At 48.7% G+C, this 16494-nt stretch carries 10 protein-coding genes, 1 tRNA gene and 1 other RNA gene; 6 read left to right on the top strand and 6 right to left on the bottom strand.

Translation table 11 applies throughout. The features are described from left to right. The first annotated feature begins 9 nt into the window (after window positions 1-9). The 3 genes from scpA to HRU79_00410 all read left to right on the top strand — a co-directional run bounded on the left by scpA (window position 10) and on the right by HRU79_00410 (window position 4112). Window positions 10-2133, top strand: coding sequence for a methylmalonyl-CoA mutase (gene scpA / locus HRU79_00420; protein QOJ25180.1), 2124 nt, complete (start codon window positions 10-12; stop codon window positions 2131-2133). A gap of 38 nt (window positions 2134-2171) precedes the next feature. Then, on the top strand, window positions 2172-3095 hold the full coding sequence (locus HRU79_00415) for a hypothetical protein (GenBank protein ID QOJ25179.1): 924 nt from the start codon (window positions 2172-2174) through the stop codon (window positions 3093-3095). 75 nt (window positions 3096-3170) lie between these two features. After that, window positions 3171-4112, top strand: a complete 942-nt coding sequence (locus HRU79_00410) for a hypothetical protein (GenBank protein QOJ25178.1) — start codon at window positions 3171-3173, stop codon at window positions 4110-4112. Between the two features lie 74 nt (window positions 4113-4186). On the opposite strand, the gene HRU79_00405 is transcribed toward HRU79_00410, so the two are convergent. From HRU79_00405 to HRU79_00395, 3 genes are all read right to left on the bottom strand, one after another. Then, on the bottom strand, window positions 4187-7822 hold the full coding sequence (locus tag HRU79_00405) for a multifunctional oxoglutarate decarboxylase/oxoglutarate dehydrogenase thiamine pyrophosphate-binding subunit/dihydrolipoyllysine-residue succinyltransferase subunit (GenBank protein QOJ25177.1): 3636 nt from the start codon (window positions 7820-7822) through the stop codon (window positions 4187-4189). Window positions 7823-7910: 88 nt separating this feature from the next. Then, a complete protein-coding gene (locus HRU79_00400) occupies window positions 7911-8645 on the bottom strand; it encodes a polyphenol oxidase family protein (protein ID QOJ25176.1) in 735 nt (244 codons plus the stop codon). Further along, window positions 8587-10290 carry a ComEC/Rec2 family competence protein gene (locus HRU79_00395; protein ID QOJ25175.1) on the bottom strand — a complete coding sequence of 568 codons (1704 nt, stop codon included), beginning with the start codon at window positions 10288-10290 and terminating at the stop codon, window positions 8587-8589. Before HRU79_00395 ends, HRU79_00400 begins: the two co-directional genes overlap by 59 nt. Window positions 10291-10474: 184 nt before the next feature. On the opposite strand from HRU79_00395, the gene recA reads away from it, so the two are divergent. Next, window positions 10475-11548, top strand: coding sequence for a recombinase RecA (gene recA, locus HRU79_00390; GenBank protein QOJ25174.1), 1074 nt, complete (start codon window positions 10475-10477; stop codon window positions 11546-11548). A 14-nt stretch (window positions 11549-11562) separates the two neighbouring features. Further along, entirely contained in the window at window positions 11563-12855 is a 1293-nt protein-coding gene (locus tag HRU79_00385) for a RecX family transcriptional regulator (GenBank protein QOJ25173.1), read from the top strand. Here the strand turns inward: HRU79_00385 and HRU79_00380 are convergent, their stop codons facing one another. Then, the gene (locus HRU79_00380) at window positions 12856-14820 is read right to left on the bottom strand and encodes a hypothetical protein (protein ID QOJ25172.1); all 1965 of its coding nucleotides are present in this window, start codon (window positions 14818-14820) and stop codon (window positions 12856-12858) included. Window positions 14821-14902: 82 nt separating this feature from the next. Here HRU79_00380 and HRU79_00375 point away from each other — a divergent pair. Then, window positions 14903-14975, top strand: a tRNA-Gly gene (locus HRU79_00375). Between the two features lie 105 nt (window positions 14976-15080). Here the strand turns inward: HRU79_00375 and ssrA are convergent. Further along, window positions 15081-15445: a transfer-messenger RNA gene (ssrA, locus tag HRU79_00370) on the bottom strand. 123 nt (window positions 15446-15568) lie between these two features. After that, window positions 15569-16468, bottom strand: coding sequence for a 4-hydroxy-3-methylbut-2-enyl diphosphate reductase (locus HRU79_00365; protein ID QOJ25171.1), 900 nt, complete (start codon window positions 16466-16468; stop codon window positions 15569-15571). Window positions 16469-16494: the final 26 nt, after the last annotated feature.

Here is a 16494-nt window from a genome sequence, read left to right as displayed (position 1 = left end):
TTTTGCCGCATGGGAACTAACCGTGAAAAGTGGGAAGAGCTGGCAGCAAAGGAGTTGCGCGGTGCCGATCCTGCATCACTAACAAGAACGAATTCCGACGGAATTGCTGTTAAACCTGTTTATTTCCAGGAAGATGTTGACGGAATAACCGGTTTGAACGGTATTCCGGGATCACCACCATATAATCGTGGTCCGTATGCAACGATGTACACCAACCGTCCGTGGACAATTCGGCAGTACGCCGGCTTTTCTACGGCAGAAGAGAGTAATGCTTTTTATCGAAAGGCACTTGCTGCAGGGCAAAAAGGTTTGTCGGTTGCTTTTGACCTGGCAACCCATCGGGGGTACGATAGTGATCACCCAAGGGTTGTAGGTGATGTTGGGAAGGCAGGAGTTGCAATTGATACCATTGAAGACATGAAACTGTTATTCAATGGGATCCCACTGGATACGATGAGTGTAAGTATGACAATGAACGGAGCCGTTATTCCGATAATGGCAATGTTTATCGTTGCAGCCGAGGAGCAAGGTGTCCCGCCAGAAAAACTCACCGGAACGATACAGAACGACATACTAAAAGAATTTATGGTTCGGAACACCTATATCTACCCGCCCGGACCAAGCATGCGTATCGTTTCGGATATCATCTCGTTTATAAGTGAGCGCATGCCTCAGTTTAATTCGATTAGCATTTCGGGCTATCACATGCACGAAGCCGGAGCAACTGCCGTACAGGAGCTGGCGTATACCATTGCCGATGGAATTGAGTATGTGAAAGTAGCAATTGCCCGAGGCATGAACGTAGATCAGTTTGCACCGCGATTAAGCTTTTTCTTTGGTATTGGAATAGATTTTTTTACTGAAGTGGCAAAACTTCGGGCAGCTCGCAGACTGTGGTACGAGCAGATGCAACAGTTTAAGCCGGGAAAAGCCGGAAGCAGCATCCTTCGTACTCACTGCCAAACATCAGGATGGTCACTAACAGCCCAGGATCCGCTGAACAATATCGTGCGTACCACGATTGAAGCGCTGGCGGCTACCTTAGGCGGGACACAGTCACTTCATACAAACTCGTACGATGAAGCGCTTGGTCTCCCTACCGAACAGTCTGCACGGATTGCCCGCAATACACAGTTAATTCTGGACCGTGAAAGTGGCATCACAAAGGTTGCCGATCCTTTGGGTGGGTCGTACTACATTGAATGGTTAACAAACTCACTCGTTGAAAAAGCTACTGAGCTGCTCCGCGAAGTTGAATCCTATGGTGGAATGACGGCCGCGATTCAGGCCGGAATTCCCAAGATGCGAATTGAAGAAAGTGCTGCCTTGAAGCAGGCAGCCATCGATAAGGGGACTGATGTTATTGTTGGTGTTAACGCTTTCAAACTACAGACTGAAGATGCCATTGATGTTCGTGTGATTGACAATACCGCAGTCCGGGCAGCACAGATTGAACGTCTGAAACAGGTTCGGGCTGCACGGAACGAGGCTGATGTTCAGATATCATTGTCAGCCCTTGAAAACACCGCAAAAGGACGTGGTAATGTTCTGGAAGCAGCCATTACCTGCGCACGTAAAAGGGCAACTCTGGGTGAGATATCCAAGGCACTTGAAAATGTTTTTTCACGCTTCGAGGCAACCACAATGACCATTGAAGGAGTATATGCCCGCGCCTACTCCGGTAACGATCAGTTTGATGCTGTGAGAAAAAAGATCCTGCAATTCGAGGAAAAACACGGAAGGCGTCCGCGGATTTTAATTGCCAAGCTTGGGCAGGACGGACATGATCGTGGTGCAAAAGTTATTGCTACTGCGTTTGCTGACCTAGGTTTTGATGTGGATATTGGTCCGTTGTTCTCTACTCCAGCCGAAGTGGCCAGAATGGGATCTGACAACGACGTTCACCTCATCGGAGTCAGCAGTCTTGCCGCCGGACATCTTACTCTGGTTGGTGACCTTCTTACCGAGCTAAGGAACTCTGAAGCGTCATCCATTAAGGTGTTAGTTGGTGGCGTTATTCCGCCACATGATGTGCCAACTCTACTGAATATGGGTGCTGCTATGGTTTTTAGTTCCGGTGCCAATATCATTGAATCTGCCAACTCGGTTATTGATATGCTCCTTACAGCGTAAATTGCCCCGTCACCGTTTACTTACATGAAACAAAAAGCATGATTGGCGCCGGTATCGACATCGGAACAAATACCATCTTAATGGTTATTGCCGAAATCACCAGGACAGGTGACGTAAACCTGATTGCTGATATGCACGAGATCCCCAGGCTGGGTGAGGGGTTAAATACATCAGGCGGTATTTCAAAGGAGGCAGTAAACCGCGCTACCGACGTTCTTGCTTCGTACCGGGCTGTTATTCAAAAAGTAAGCAGAGATGTTGCACCCGTACAGGTGATGGCAGTAGCCACGGCTGCACTTCGAAACGCTTCAAATTCCGTGAAGGTCAGGAAGCACCTTGAAAATTCCCTGGGGTATCCTATTCATGTTATCAGCGGACAGCAGGAAGCTGCTCTTACCTATGTTGGCACTACGGCAGGCATGGTGGGACAAATTACTGTTATCGACATCGGAGGTGGGAGTACTGAGCTTGTCAGTGGTCGTGGAGGCAGAATCGAATGGGCAGCAACGGCACCGATTGGATGTGTATCGCTTACCGAGCAGTTTTGCTCTAACCATCCGGTTAGTGTCTCAGATCAGACCTTACTTCGTAATCAGGTTCAACAACAACTGGCAGAGCATTATTCCAATCGCCCGCCACTGGTTGGTAAACTTCTGGCTGTGGCTGGTACTGCAACGTCGCTGGCCTGTCTGTATAAGGAGTTACCAGTTTTTAATCCTCAGAGTGTTGACGGGACCGAGATCGCGCTACCTGATATTTATGCGATTGCTGATAAACTCCTCAGTCTCTCTCTTCCCGAACTCCTCCTCCTTCCCGGCATCGACCCCCGCCGCGCAGACGTACTGCCGTCCGGTGTTGTAATCCTTGCTGAAAGTATGGCCTACTGTAATCACTCTGTGGTTCAGATTTCTGTTAAGGGGCTTCGATACGGCGCTCTTTATGCTGCGGTTGGGTTATACTAATAAAGTAGTACGTATTTTTACTGAAGCCATAACCACTTGCAGTATAATTACTTATTGCATTGTATTAATAAAATTGTGCAACTTGCATTATTATTCGAGGGGAAGAATATAATTACAGTAATCAGCACCATTTTTGCACTGTTGTCGGTTTTGGGTAATGCCACAACGCCGGTAGATACATCCTTCACGCTACGGTATGATTTGCCGGTTGGTATGTCGTACACCTACCAAGTGATCACTGACCAGTATATTTTAAAAACTGCTGGTGTAAGACTGCACACACTGATAATCATGGATGTAATCGGACATGATGAAAACAGCCACAGTGTTTGCAGGTTTCGGCTAAAAAGCGATACCGTCGGTGTAAAAGACCAGAAGTTTATCTACCGCCCGCTTACCGGTATCAGTCTTGCGGGAAAGCGGTTATATGCTGAAGCCGGTCACGTTGAACTGGTGATGGATGCGTTGGGAAGGTTGGTTGATAATTCGCCATCGGTTGAAGAATTAAACAGCAATCCTGAGATTGTGACTCAGTTCCACAGAACCGTTGAGTCAAACACAAACGATCCTGACCTGCTGGGTGAAGGCGGTTCGTACATGCTCCAGTTCATTATGCCGTCGTTACCAAAGGGATTAGCATATGAACTGAGGAAAGCCTATGTTGACACGATCACGTTTAACTCGAAATCAGTTCACCTGCCCACAAGATACGGTGTGGGTGAAACTGGCGAATCTGCACAACCCCGTCTGGTGTTAACGGACACTTTGTTCAGAACAACGGTTTTGGATTCTGTCCGAAACATGAACAATGCATCGTACGGGTACATGACGCTGACCAACATGCGCACAAATGCATTAGGCGGCCGGTTTACGTCGCAAACAAATGTTGTTCGGGATATGACCAGTGGCGTGGTAAATAAAGTTGCAGAGTACTGCTGGAAAAAAACCGGTGACGAAAACCGCTTAGCCTATTATGCCAGTGCAGAGTTAATTCATTCAGGGCCAATCGGCAAGTAAGAATAGTCGGAATTAGATGTTAACAAAAACGGATCGCCTATGCGATCCGTTTTTGTTGTTAATAGGTGGTCTGTTTACTCGAACACCGCAAACGCACGGTTTAATAACTGTTCCTGTTCCGCGTTGTGTTGCTTTGCTGAACCTGTTGCCGGGCTGGCCGCTGCCGTCCGCCCTGCATAGTGCAATGTTTGGTTTATGCGGAGAAGATTCTTCAAATACGGCTCAATGAAACTCCAGGAGCCCATGTTCTCCGGTTCTTCCTGACACCACACCACTGACTGCGCAGCAGGGTATTTGCTAAGAGTAGCACGCAGACTCTCAGTGTTCAGCGGATATAGCTGCTCGATTCTGATAAGTGCAACGGAGTTTGTTTGACCGGTTGCTTCACGCTTTTTCGCCAGCTCGAAATAAACCTTACCGGCACTCAGTACCACACGTTGTACCAAGTCCGGATTTTGAATTGTGGAATCATCAATAATTTCCTGGTACAACCCTTCTGAAAGATCGGTAACACTCGACGAGAGAAGTCGCAGGTATCCCTTAGGCGTCATAACAACCAGTGGTTTTCGCCAGTCTGCAAGGACCTGCCGACGCAGTGCATGAAAGTAATTGGCTGGCGTTGTATAATAGCCTACAATCATGTTATTCTGTGCGCAGAGCTGTAAGAATCTCTCTAATCTGGCACTGCTGTGTTCAGGGCCCTGTCCGTCGTATCCATGAGGAAGTAACAGCGTGAGATTGGAGCGTTGTCCCCATTTTTCTTCTGCACTCGAAATAAACTGGTCAATAACAATCTGAGCACCATTGGCAAAGTCACCAAACTGTGCTTCCCAAATTGTTAAATCGGTTTTTGCAATCGTGCTGTAGCCATATTCAAAGCCAAGGATAGCGTATTCCGATAACGAGGAGTCGTAAATGTGGAGGCGTTTTATTCCTTGTGACAGGCGGTTTATTGGCACTATTCTTCGGTCAGATACCATATCATGTTGAACGGCCTGTCTGTGATTAAACGTACCCCTGCCGGAGTCTTGTCCTGAAAGTCTGACCGCACGACCATCGCGAATTATACTGCCAAAGGCAAGGGCTTCTGCCATCCCCCACTGCACAGTACCGGCTGTAAACTGCTCATGCCTACGCTCAACTTCATGTTTTACCTTTGAGTGAATGTCAAAGCCTGGCTGGATAGCACAAATGGCGTCCGCAAGTTCTTGTAATACAGCTGTCTCAACACGGGTATTTACCGGTGCAAACAAATCATACTGTACATTCCCGCCGGGTGATGCCGCGGTGGTGTGACGATTGTTAAATGCATTGTCTAAGCGCTGATGCTCTTCTTTTTTAATATTGTCAAGGATTTCAGGCTTTGCAGTATGGTCAGCAAGAAGTCGTTTACCAAACAGTTCCTGTACAGGCTGCATATTTCTGATCTTCTTGTATAACAGGGGCTGCGTGGCCGTCGGATCGTCCTGTTCGTTATGACCGTATTTGCGATAACAGTACATATCAATCACAACGTCATCTTCGAACTGTTCACGGTATGCAAAGGCAAATGCAGCTGCCGCACGGCAGGCTTCGGGGTTATTGCCATTTACATGAAGAATTGGTACCATCAGCATTTTGGCAATACCAGTTGCGTACGGGGTTGACCGTGAGTCTTCCGGTGCCGCAGTAAAGCCAATTTGGTTGTTAATAATGATATGCAGCGTTCCACCCGTTCGATAACCTGGTAACCGGGCCATATTCAGAGTCTCTGCAACAACACCTTGTCCGGAAAATGCAGCATCACCATGAATAAGTATTGGTAGTACCGACGTTTGAGTTTCATCACCGATTTCATCAGTTAGTGCACGTGCAATGCCTTCCACTACGGGGTTAACCGCTTCAAGGTGACTTGGGTTTGGGGCTAAAAAGATAGGCAGGGTGGCGCCGTTGCTGCTGTGATATGTTCCGCGCGCACCAAGGTGATACTTTACATCACCCGATCCCTGGAAGGATGTTTCAGGGTCACGTACGTCTTCAAATTCATTGAACAAAGTTTCAAGGGGCTTCCCCATCATGTTTACGAGTACGTTAAGTCGGCCACGGTGCGCCATACCAAGCACTGCACCGTTAAGCGAAGCATTGGCGGCGCATTCCAGCATTTCATCAAGAATAATCATGGTACTCTCGCCCCCTTCCAGTGAGAAGCGTTTTGCCCCAAGAAACTTGGTGTGCAGGAAGGATTCAAGCTGATCGGCACGAACTAACTTTTTATAAGTGTCGAGCTTTTTCTCGGATGATAAGGGGGTAAGAAGTGAGCGCGACTCAAGATAATTCTGAATCCAATCACGTTTTTCGGGATTTTCAATATGCATCCACTCAGTCCCGATTTGTCCGCAGTACACTTCACGGAGCATAGCAAAGATGTCGCGAAGCGTGGCACGTTTAATACCGCCCAGCCCACCCGTATCAAACTCGCGATCAAGATCCCAAATGGTAAAACCATAGTGTGCCGGATCTAACTTTGGATAATAATAACTTTCAAGACCCAGCGGATTGATATCGGCAAGCAGATAGCCGCGTACGCGGTAGCTGTGGATTAGCTGGACTACCCTACCCTCTTTGTCAATGACCTCCGGCTGATCCTGATTGGTAAGGAACGGGTTACCACCTTGCTCAATCTTCCAGCGCATTGGTTCAAATGGTATTGCCAGTGCTGCAAATATCTGATCATAAAAGCGATCTTCTCCGATGAGGAGCCGATGAATGGTCTGCAGGAATTCACCGGATTCCGCACCCTGAATCACGCGGTGGTCATAGGTGCTGGATAGTGTAACAACCTTACTGATGGCAAGTGTGTGCAGCACATCCGGCAACACAGCCTGGAATTCAGCCGGGTATTCAATGCTTCCCGTTGCAACTATAGTTCCCTGCCCTTCCATGAGTCTGGGCATACTCATTACAGTTCCAATCATACCGGGATTGGTCAGTGAAATGGTAGCACCCGCCAGATCATCAGGAGTGAGTTTATTCGTCCGTGCCTTTTGAATAATCTCGTCGTATGCATCAGCAAACTGAGCAAAGTTCATGTTCTGTGCGTTCTTAATACTCGGCACGAGGAGAACCCGTGAACCATCGCGCCTGGTAACGTCAACAGCCAGACCAAGATTAACAGAAGCGCGCTTAATTCGTACCGGGATACCGTTGTTAAGACCAAACGTAGAATTCATTGCCGGGGTTCGCTCCACTGCTTTAACGATAGCCCAGGCAAGAATGTGAGTAAACGAAAGTTTCGAGGTATTGCTCCGAAGCCGGAACTCGTTAATGAGGGTACGGTTTTCTTCGAGTGCCTTTACCGGAACGTTTCGTACCGAGGTTGCCGTTGGCACGGTTAACGAACGCTCCATGTTCTCGGCAATAATACTTGCTATCGACGATAGTGCAACGATTTCGTCACCCTCGTGCAGCGCAGGCATCCGCGTGCCGGTATCCGATACGGACGGGCTTGCTACCGGGGCTACCGGGCGCGACTCTGCCACGGGAACGCTTTTGGATTCTACGAATGGTGTGCCGGACGTACTTGAGGGAGCAGATGACTTACTGCCGTTTCCCAGTGGTACTTCTGGTACATAATTGGCAAAAAAAACACGCCACTCGGGCGATACTGATTCAGGATTACGCAGGTACTCGAAATACATTTCGTCCACGTAAGCGCTATTCATAGACATCATGGGAACAATACCCTGGTGAAACGTAGATACAAACTTACGCACCTTTTTCTAGTTAGTTGTGGTTGTGTAAGCTTCAGCGTAAAAACCGCTACAGAAGCACAGCGAAAACAACACTGCGGCCACTCAGTTCCTTATCTCTACGGTACGAATGATAGCGTGAATCGGCAATGGTGCAGTGCGAGCACACCTGAATGTTTGACGCTACCATGCCAGTGCTGATAAGCTGCGATTTGATGGCCTCATGGTTGTCGTAATACCATTTCTCCGGCTCGGCCGGATCCTGGGTGCACCACTCCGGCAAGGCTTGTCTGACGTCGTTGCCAACCTGGTAGTTGTTTGCCGAGGCACACGGCGATAACCATGCTAGTACGTTTTTGGGATGTGTGGTATAGGTATCGTTCATTGATGCTAATGCTTTGTGAACTGCCTTGGCGGCAGTTCCTCGCCATCCACTGTGAACAACGGCAACGGCATGATTTGCAGTATCATACAAAACAACTCCGCAGCAGTCCGCTACCCGGATACATGGCGCAGCCAGCCGAAGATTTGTTACGATGATGTCAGCGGTACCTACACGCTCCCCTGCCCGGGATGGCAACACAGTCAGCGTGGAAACACCTGTACCGTGAACCTGGGATACCATGACAATGTTGGCGTCTGGGATTCCAAGTACTGATGCTAATGCACTGATGGATTGTAATGTGGCTTGAGCAGAAGATCCGTGCTCCGAAAATGAATAACCAGGCCACGCCCTGTTGGATGCGTTAGTTTGTGTAATTCCGCATCGAAAGCGTGTTGTTTTGATTCCCCAGGTTATCTCCATGGAGCGAACGTACGAAGATATTTCCGTACCTGCCTTGTATTGATATCCGCTGTGTTCTATCGCCTGCAGATACCTCCACCAGGATGCGATCTCTGTCGCGTCCAACAGACACTAACGGGTGGCGCGGAGAAAAAGCATAATACACACCAAAAACGGCAATCGTCATGAGAACGATTCGATAAGTAAGGTGCCTTCTGTTCTGGCTCCGAAGCAGCCAGAGCAGGCCAGCAGTGCCCGAAAGAGCAACAAGTGTGGCTGCCACGTACGAGACCGGGACCGAAATATCAGCTATCGTGGTGTTAAACCACACGATAAACAATATCATGGTGTTGATGCACCATGCAACCGACAACGAGATTACGTCACTGAATAGTCCAATCGTACACAACAGGAGACCACACACCATAACGAACGTTAATACTGGTACTGTTACCAGATTCGCAATGATGCCAAACCATGCAACTGTCTTCATTGTATAGGCAACCGGGAAGAGCATCCCTGTAGTTGTTGCAAGATTCAGGCTGAGAGCATTGACAAAATGTCGTATCCATGATTTGTTCACCCTCAGGCAGCGTTCCCAGCACCGCACCCACGCCGGCAGCAGTTTAATAATAGAAAATGTTGCAATTACACTGAAGAGCAATGAACTGCCTGTAATAACTTGGGGAGAAATGAGTATCTGGATAATGACTGCAAAACCAAGAATGTTGGTTGCATCTGGAATCCGCTGAATAACTGCTCCTATGATAAAAACTGTTATTACAGTAAATGCTCTCAGTGCAGGGGGCTGAAACCCGGTGATCATCACATACGCGGCAAGGCATACCACAACAATTATGGCATGTACTATTCCGCGGATTCGCCCGCCACTCAAAGCAATAAGAAGTGCTGCCAGCATAACAACATGGGCACCGCTAACAACCAGCACATGAATCGTTCCGACAACAATAAACTGGTGCTTTTGCTCCTTGCTGAGGTACTGCGGCTGGCCCAGTAGCATGGCCATCAGGACAGCTGTTGCGTATGGTGTACAATACCTGCTGATGTGTTTGTAACACAGTGAATGAATTCGCTGAATAGAAAGCTGCACAACATCTGGCTGCTGCAGAACAAATGCTGAGTCTGCACGTGCAACGAAAGCAGCTCCGACCCTTCCTGCATAGTCAATACTCGAAAACAGTGATGGCAGGCCAGGTTCCTGAGGAAGCTCAACCATTCCGAAGCATAATACCCGAGCCCCTTTCGGGATATCTCCGATGATGGGTTTACGCAAATAAACGATCGTCGTGCAGACGGTTGGTGGTGCAGGCTTGGTGTCGGTTTCACCGCTGATGATAATTGTTCGAACTGTGTCGGCTGTTTGAACTCCTGAAACTACCGTACCGTGAATACGGGCCGGGAAGCGATGCCCTACAACATTGGGATGAGAATCTGGAATGTGAAGATGAAGAACCACCCAGCATGCAACTGAAAGTGCGGCAAGCAAACGTCCTCCCCCGTACTGCCTGAGATAGCACAAGACGCTGCCTACAGCAGTTATTAGCATCAGAGCGGTTAAGACTGCCGCCGACGGCCGAAGACCAATCAGGCCGTACGCATGGGTAAGAACCTGGAGTGCGAGAGAGGCAAGTGGACGGTACGGCATATCATGCACTGTGTTTACGGTAGCACCAGACGTGACACCTGGAGGATTTGCGTCGTGTTGAAAACTTCTTTTCCAGAATCTGTGGTTTCAACCGGTAGTAACCTGTAACTTTAACCTTGGTGTCGCATAGTGTGCCGTTACGGATACTTCTACACATCAACCATTTATAACTCCGAGGAATATCATGGCAGAAGCAAAAGCAGAAACAAAGAAAACAGCATCCACCCCTACAATTCAGGAATCAAAAATCAAGGCAGCCCAGTTAGCCATTGATCAAATTGAAAAGCAATTTGGCAAAGGCTCCATCATGCGTCTGAATGATGAGCACCCTATACAGGTGGATGCCATCAGCACCGGGTGTCTATCACTGGACGCAGCTATTGGAATTGGCGGCGTCCCACGCGGAAGAATTATCGAAATTTATGGTCCTGAGTCATCAGGGAAGACAACGGTCTGTCTGCAGGTAATTGCCGAAGCTCAGAAAACAGGCGGGCTTGCTGCTTTTGTTGACACGGAGCATGCTCTCGATGTTCAGTACGCTCAAAAGCTTGGTGTTGACCTGAACAACCTGCTGCTCTCACAGCCTGAATTTGGTGAACAGGCACTTGAGATTGTTGAAACTCTGGTGCGCTCGAATGCAATTGATGTTATTATCATTGACTCGGTTGCCGCTCTTACGCCCCGTGTTGAAATCGAGGGCGACATGGGTGATGCTCAGATGGGGTCGCAGGCCCGGCTGATGAGCCAGGCAATGCGCAAGCTGAATGCAGCCATCGGCAGAAGCAATACTACGGTGATCTTTACAAACCAGCTTAGGTCGAAGATTGGAGTGATTTACGGAAATCCTGAGACGACTACCGGAGGCAACGCACTTAAGTTTTACGCATCTGTACGGATCGATATTCGAAGGAAGGACGTGATTAAGGACGGCCAGGACATCATCGGAAACCGGGTGCGAGCCAAGATTGTTAAAAACAAGGTTGCACCACCGTTTAAGGAAGCTGAATTTGATATCATGTATAACGAGGGTATCTCGCGTCTTGGCGATATAATTGATCTTGCCGTTGAACACAATGTGATCAGTAAGTCGGGCTCGTGGTTCACGTTTAACGATCAGCGGGTTCAGGGTCGGGATGGCATGCGAAAACTCTTGCAGGACGATGCTGCTCTGTATGCATCGCTGGATGCCGAGGTACGCACTCTGCTTCACCTGCCGCCGGCACAGACCACTTCGGGCAATGGAAAAAAAGTTAGCTAATGTTGGGGCACAGAATGCCCACGATTACATCAGTTCGTAAAAACGTTAAACAACAGAACCGTTACTCCATCTTTGTTGATGATGAGTTCGTGCTGTCAGTCAACGCTGATATTGTCCATCAGTACCAGCTACGAAAAGGCATTGAGTTTACTGCTGAGTTGTTGGCTAAGCTTCGAACCGATGACGAGCGATTTCTGATCAGGCAGAAGCTATGGCAGTATGCTTCGTATAAACCACGTACCGAAAAACAGGTTAGAGCAAAGCTGAAGACATTCAATGTTTCTGACACGCAGGCAGATGAACTGCTTGACTGGTTAAGGGGCTTTGGTTTAGTTGACGATACGGCATTCGTAAGGAATTTCATCGAAGCGTCGTATCAGCAGAAACCACTTTCTGCTACCGACATGATCCGGCGGCTTGTTGGCAAGGGAATCCCTGCCAGTCTGGCCGAATCGATTGTTAGCGAATGCGTTTCAGACGAGCAGGCGCTGGATTCGGCTGTCCGTGTTGCGAAAAAAAAACTTAGTCAGCTTACCAATATGCAAAAGGATAAAATTCCCGAGCGGTTACAGCGCTTCCTGGCAGCACGAGGATTCCCCTACCACGTCATTCGCACTGTCATCAGCAGCTTGGAATTACCCTGCCTTCTGTTGTTGATGCTGACGGGTTCGATTTTTACGTATGCGCAGACTACAAAGGTTGCCAATATTACTATTACAGCCGTTGAATACGGAACGATGACGCCGCTACCCAGTGCTGAATACCAGGTTGTGATTACGGAGGATTCCAGGGCGCAGGTAACGGGGGCCCCGGTAACCAGGACAGTTGATTCCCCTGTACTACATCTTAGCCTTTTCCCCGGACAGAAGGCAGAAGTTTTATGTCGGTCCAGCGGGTATCTTTCTGGCAGGCAGACAATACGAATTCAGAATATTGATAGCACGACTGAGGTTCAGCTGAATACCATCATGTACAAGAGGGAAGCCCCTTTTTGTACAGTTAGATTTTCGGCTGCAGAGTACAATCTTACAGGCGAGCATGAAAAGTGTCTCTCAGACTGCGCAAACGCGATGGGAACGCACTATACGGTACAGCTCAGGTGTGTTGGTACTATCGCTAATGCGTCGGAACAGGCTGCTGATGCACTGATGCGCAGGATTGACATGATTGAAGGCTTTATGAAAACGCTTGGTGCAGATACCAGCCGAATTATGGTCCGGTTTGAAGAAGCCACGTGCTATCCACTTATGCTGGGAAGATTTGAAAATCCTGACAACAGAATTATCTCTGTTTATCTTGTTGAATAGTTACTGTGTTTTCTGAAGATTAATCGTAACCGCAGTTCGGGCAGTGGATCCGGCTGAGCGCTGTTCCTCCACAGCAATGTTCCATAATATGCTTGAATGAAGATACACCCGGTGAATCGTTCGCGAAGCGCGGTCGGCACCTTCGTCACGTAACGGCGACTGGAATAAGTTTTCGGCATTCGTACAACTGAGCTGTCGGGCAACCCCATGCCTGTCTGTTATCACGAACACAACTTCCTCATCATTAGCAGGTTCTCTGCTAAACACAAACGAGATACGTTGCCAATTTCCTTCAGTTTCTATACGAATACTTTTAGTAATTGCGTCTGCTTCGTGCATTGTGCTTTGCACAAATGACACAGGGTATTCCTGACCTGAATCTGATATGCTCATAACATAGTCCTGGAGTGGAACAAACAACATCGGCGGGCATTCAACGGTGCAGCTGTTAAAAATAGTCTGCAGTCCCTCACGGAACATTCCATCGAACATTGATTTATGTTGAGCCTGGTGTCGTGTATCATACCACCAAAAGTAGTCACTGGCCTGCAATCTTCGAAGTACCGATCGCAATTCCGGTGGATTCCCAGCCTTAACAACGGCCTCATCTGCCTGTTTAAGAAGAGACCATGCCAGGTTCTGAGTCTCTGACCCTATCCAGATATCAAATGTTCCGTTAATCCATGAGCCTGCGGAGATATGGGTGTCCGGCGGGACATCTACAGCATGCAGCGCAGCCTGCGAGCAAGTTACGGTTTCAAACAAAGGGTCGGCAGCGATCGCCTCCATTAAACCACGGAGAAACAGCTCACCATTGCCTTGGTAGAACTCCCAACAGTTTTCGCCATCCAGAATTACAGTAATGCAGGCTTTGTTATGATCAGCTTGCGGTGTTTGAGTTAGGATAAGCTCACGAGTGTCACGTAGCCGTCGCATGAAATCATCCACTGCGTCGGAATGATTCCACGTTGCGTATGTAAACCCAATGGCATCACTGAGTGCATGATCCCTAAACAACACGGTAATCGGACCGGCATCGGTAAAAAAACGTCGAGGGAAGTATTTGGCTAGTGGCATGTTCGTGCCCAAGGTATTGGCGAGTACGGTTTCATCCGTAGCAGTCCACCGTATCCCTGCAGCAGCCATTAACGGGAGTGTTGCCTGGCTTAAGCCCCCTTCCGAAGGCCACATGCCACTTGGTTTCTTTCCTGCATAATGGTACCATTTCTCTACGGCATTCCACACATGCCAGGCTGCATCGGAGATGTTCGTATACGATGGCTGAGGTACAACCGCATCAGGCATTTGTTCAAGGGCTGCGTTGGTTGAAATAAGAAGCGGTAGGATAGGATGTTCGTATGGTGAAACGCTTACTTCGATTTTGCCACAGTGTTCAAGGTGAACAAGCGTGGGAATAATCTCGGCAATGATGCTCCGGTGTTCACTCAGCAGGGTTTCCAGGTCAGCGTGAATAAAATCTCTTGAGGGATGTCCATATCCACAAATCGTAGCTCGTTTTCGTGATACCGGTCCGGTCCATGCCCACAGCAAGAGTGCCAGGGAGTTGATCCACTCCTGGTCGCTCAGCATCAGCAGGGGCTGCCTTGCCTGTGCCAGGAGCTCAAAGGTGTGCCGGAGCTGAAGCAGGTACGGGGTATCAGCGAGTTGGGTGTGCTGAAGAGTCAGGATCCACTGTGCCAGTGCATGCTCATGTGACGGCGTTCGTTCCTGGGGATGAATCATACAGAGCTTGCTTACCGGATCGGCCATACCCTGGGAAGCTGAGTCCAGTTGATCTATTAAGCTGGGTACAAGATTAAACGTATGTTTAACCGGGTAGTCTGATAATAGTAGCGGAATGTCCAGGTAGTCCTTGGTGGCATGCATCTGCACCCACGGCAACCGAAATTCACCGTTCCACCGATAATCAGGCTGGTGCTGATGCCAAAGGAAGCAAAGTTTCATCTAACAAGTTACGCAGAGTAATGCTGTGTGACGTAATGGAATGCAATGCAAATGCAGGTGGCATTACTAATTTTGAGCAACTGCGGGAATAGCTCAGTTGGTAGAGCGTCAGCTTCCCAAGCTGAATGTCGCGGGTTCGAATCCCGTTTCCCGCTCAGAGGACTAAAATCGGACGGATAGAGGGTGACTGCGTCTGATAGACGAATATCGTGGGGATATTCAACGAACATCAGGCCGCCGGTAACCGGCCGGTCTGAGATTTGTGGAGATGCCGGGAGTCGAACCCGGGTCCGAAACACCTTCACCGAAGCCTACCACGTGCGTCTTTGGTCTTTGTTTATCTCACAATAAGGTTTACCGGCCAACAGGTGTCTTATTGCCAGCATCGGTAATGTTTAACGTTACGTCCCGATACCAAACTTCACGCTAGCCTGTTAAGGGGCAACACCGAAATTCAGAGCTACAGGCACCTATGAATCCGATGGCATAGCGGCTTACTTAAGCGGCCATGCGATAACCAAAGTTATCGCCATTTGTTGTTCGCCGGTTGTATTTACGAGCTCCACCAGCGTAGCTCGGCACGCATCTTCGCGATCCAATGTCCCGTCGAAACCGGTACATCCCCGTTGTGAATGCTTTTCAAGGTGCAAGTTACGACGAATTGCCCACGAAATCAGTGCACGGTGCTATCTGCAGGGCTAACGCGCTGTGATGAGTCTCTCGCTATTGATCTGTAAGATGCGTACCCTTATGTACCGTAATGTGAAAGAAGCCAGTCTCGTACTTCTTCCATGTACCACTGTGGTGTGCTGGTAGCACCACTGATTCCTACCGTATTTACGTTCGTAAACCACTCCGGCTGTATTTCATCAATTTCCTCGATGAAATGAGTGGCAGGGTTGGCGCTGCGCGATACTTCGAATAAAACCTTGCCGTTACTGCTGGCCTTGCCTGCCACGAAGAGCATTACATCATTCGAAGCAGCAAAACGCGCTAAGTTTTCTTCCCGTCCGCTTACCTGTCCGCAAATTGTATCCTTGGTCTGCAGCATTGCTCCCGGTTCGGCCTTTGGCTCAACAAGCAGGTCGCTAATGCGCTCCTTGAGGGCATCGCGGATGAGGTAGAATGTAGCTCTATCCATTGTTGTCTGAGAAAAGAGGACGGTCTTCTTTGTTACGTCGGCAACCTGAACGGCCTCATTGGGAGTAAGAACAACCAGGCAGCGATCGCCCACCACGCCACGTAATCCAACGATTTCGGCATGGTCTTTCTTTCCAAAGATGATAATTTGATACCCCTGGTCGAAAAACTTACGGACGCGTTCCTGAAGCTTGGTAACAACCGGACATGTTGCGTCGATCAATTCAATTCCGTTTTCCCACGCAGCCTGGTAGGTTGCCGGCGGTTCCCCATGAGCACGAATAAGGACGATTGCATTACTATGTGCGATTGTCGGGAAATCAGCTACGGCTATCGTTTTTAGTCCCAAAGCCGCCAGACGCTGCATTTCCTTTGGATTATGAATGATATGGCCAAGTACATAAACGTCACGCTTGCCCTTATGAGCAAGCAGTGTCTCTTCTGCAATGTGAACTGTCCGAACAACTCCCCAGCAGAAGCCGCTACCGGAATCAATGTTAACAATCATTATTATTTATCGACAAAACAAAACAA

It is taken from the genome of Ignavibacteria bacterium, from assembly GCA_015709655.1.
Taxonomy (GTDB): domain Bacteria; phylum Bacteroidota; class Ignavibacteria; order Kapaibacteriales; family Kapaibacteriaceae; genus OLB6.
The sequence above is the reverse complement of the archived record's forward strand: the minus strand, read 5'-3'. Positions and strand labels throughout refer to the sequence as shown.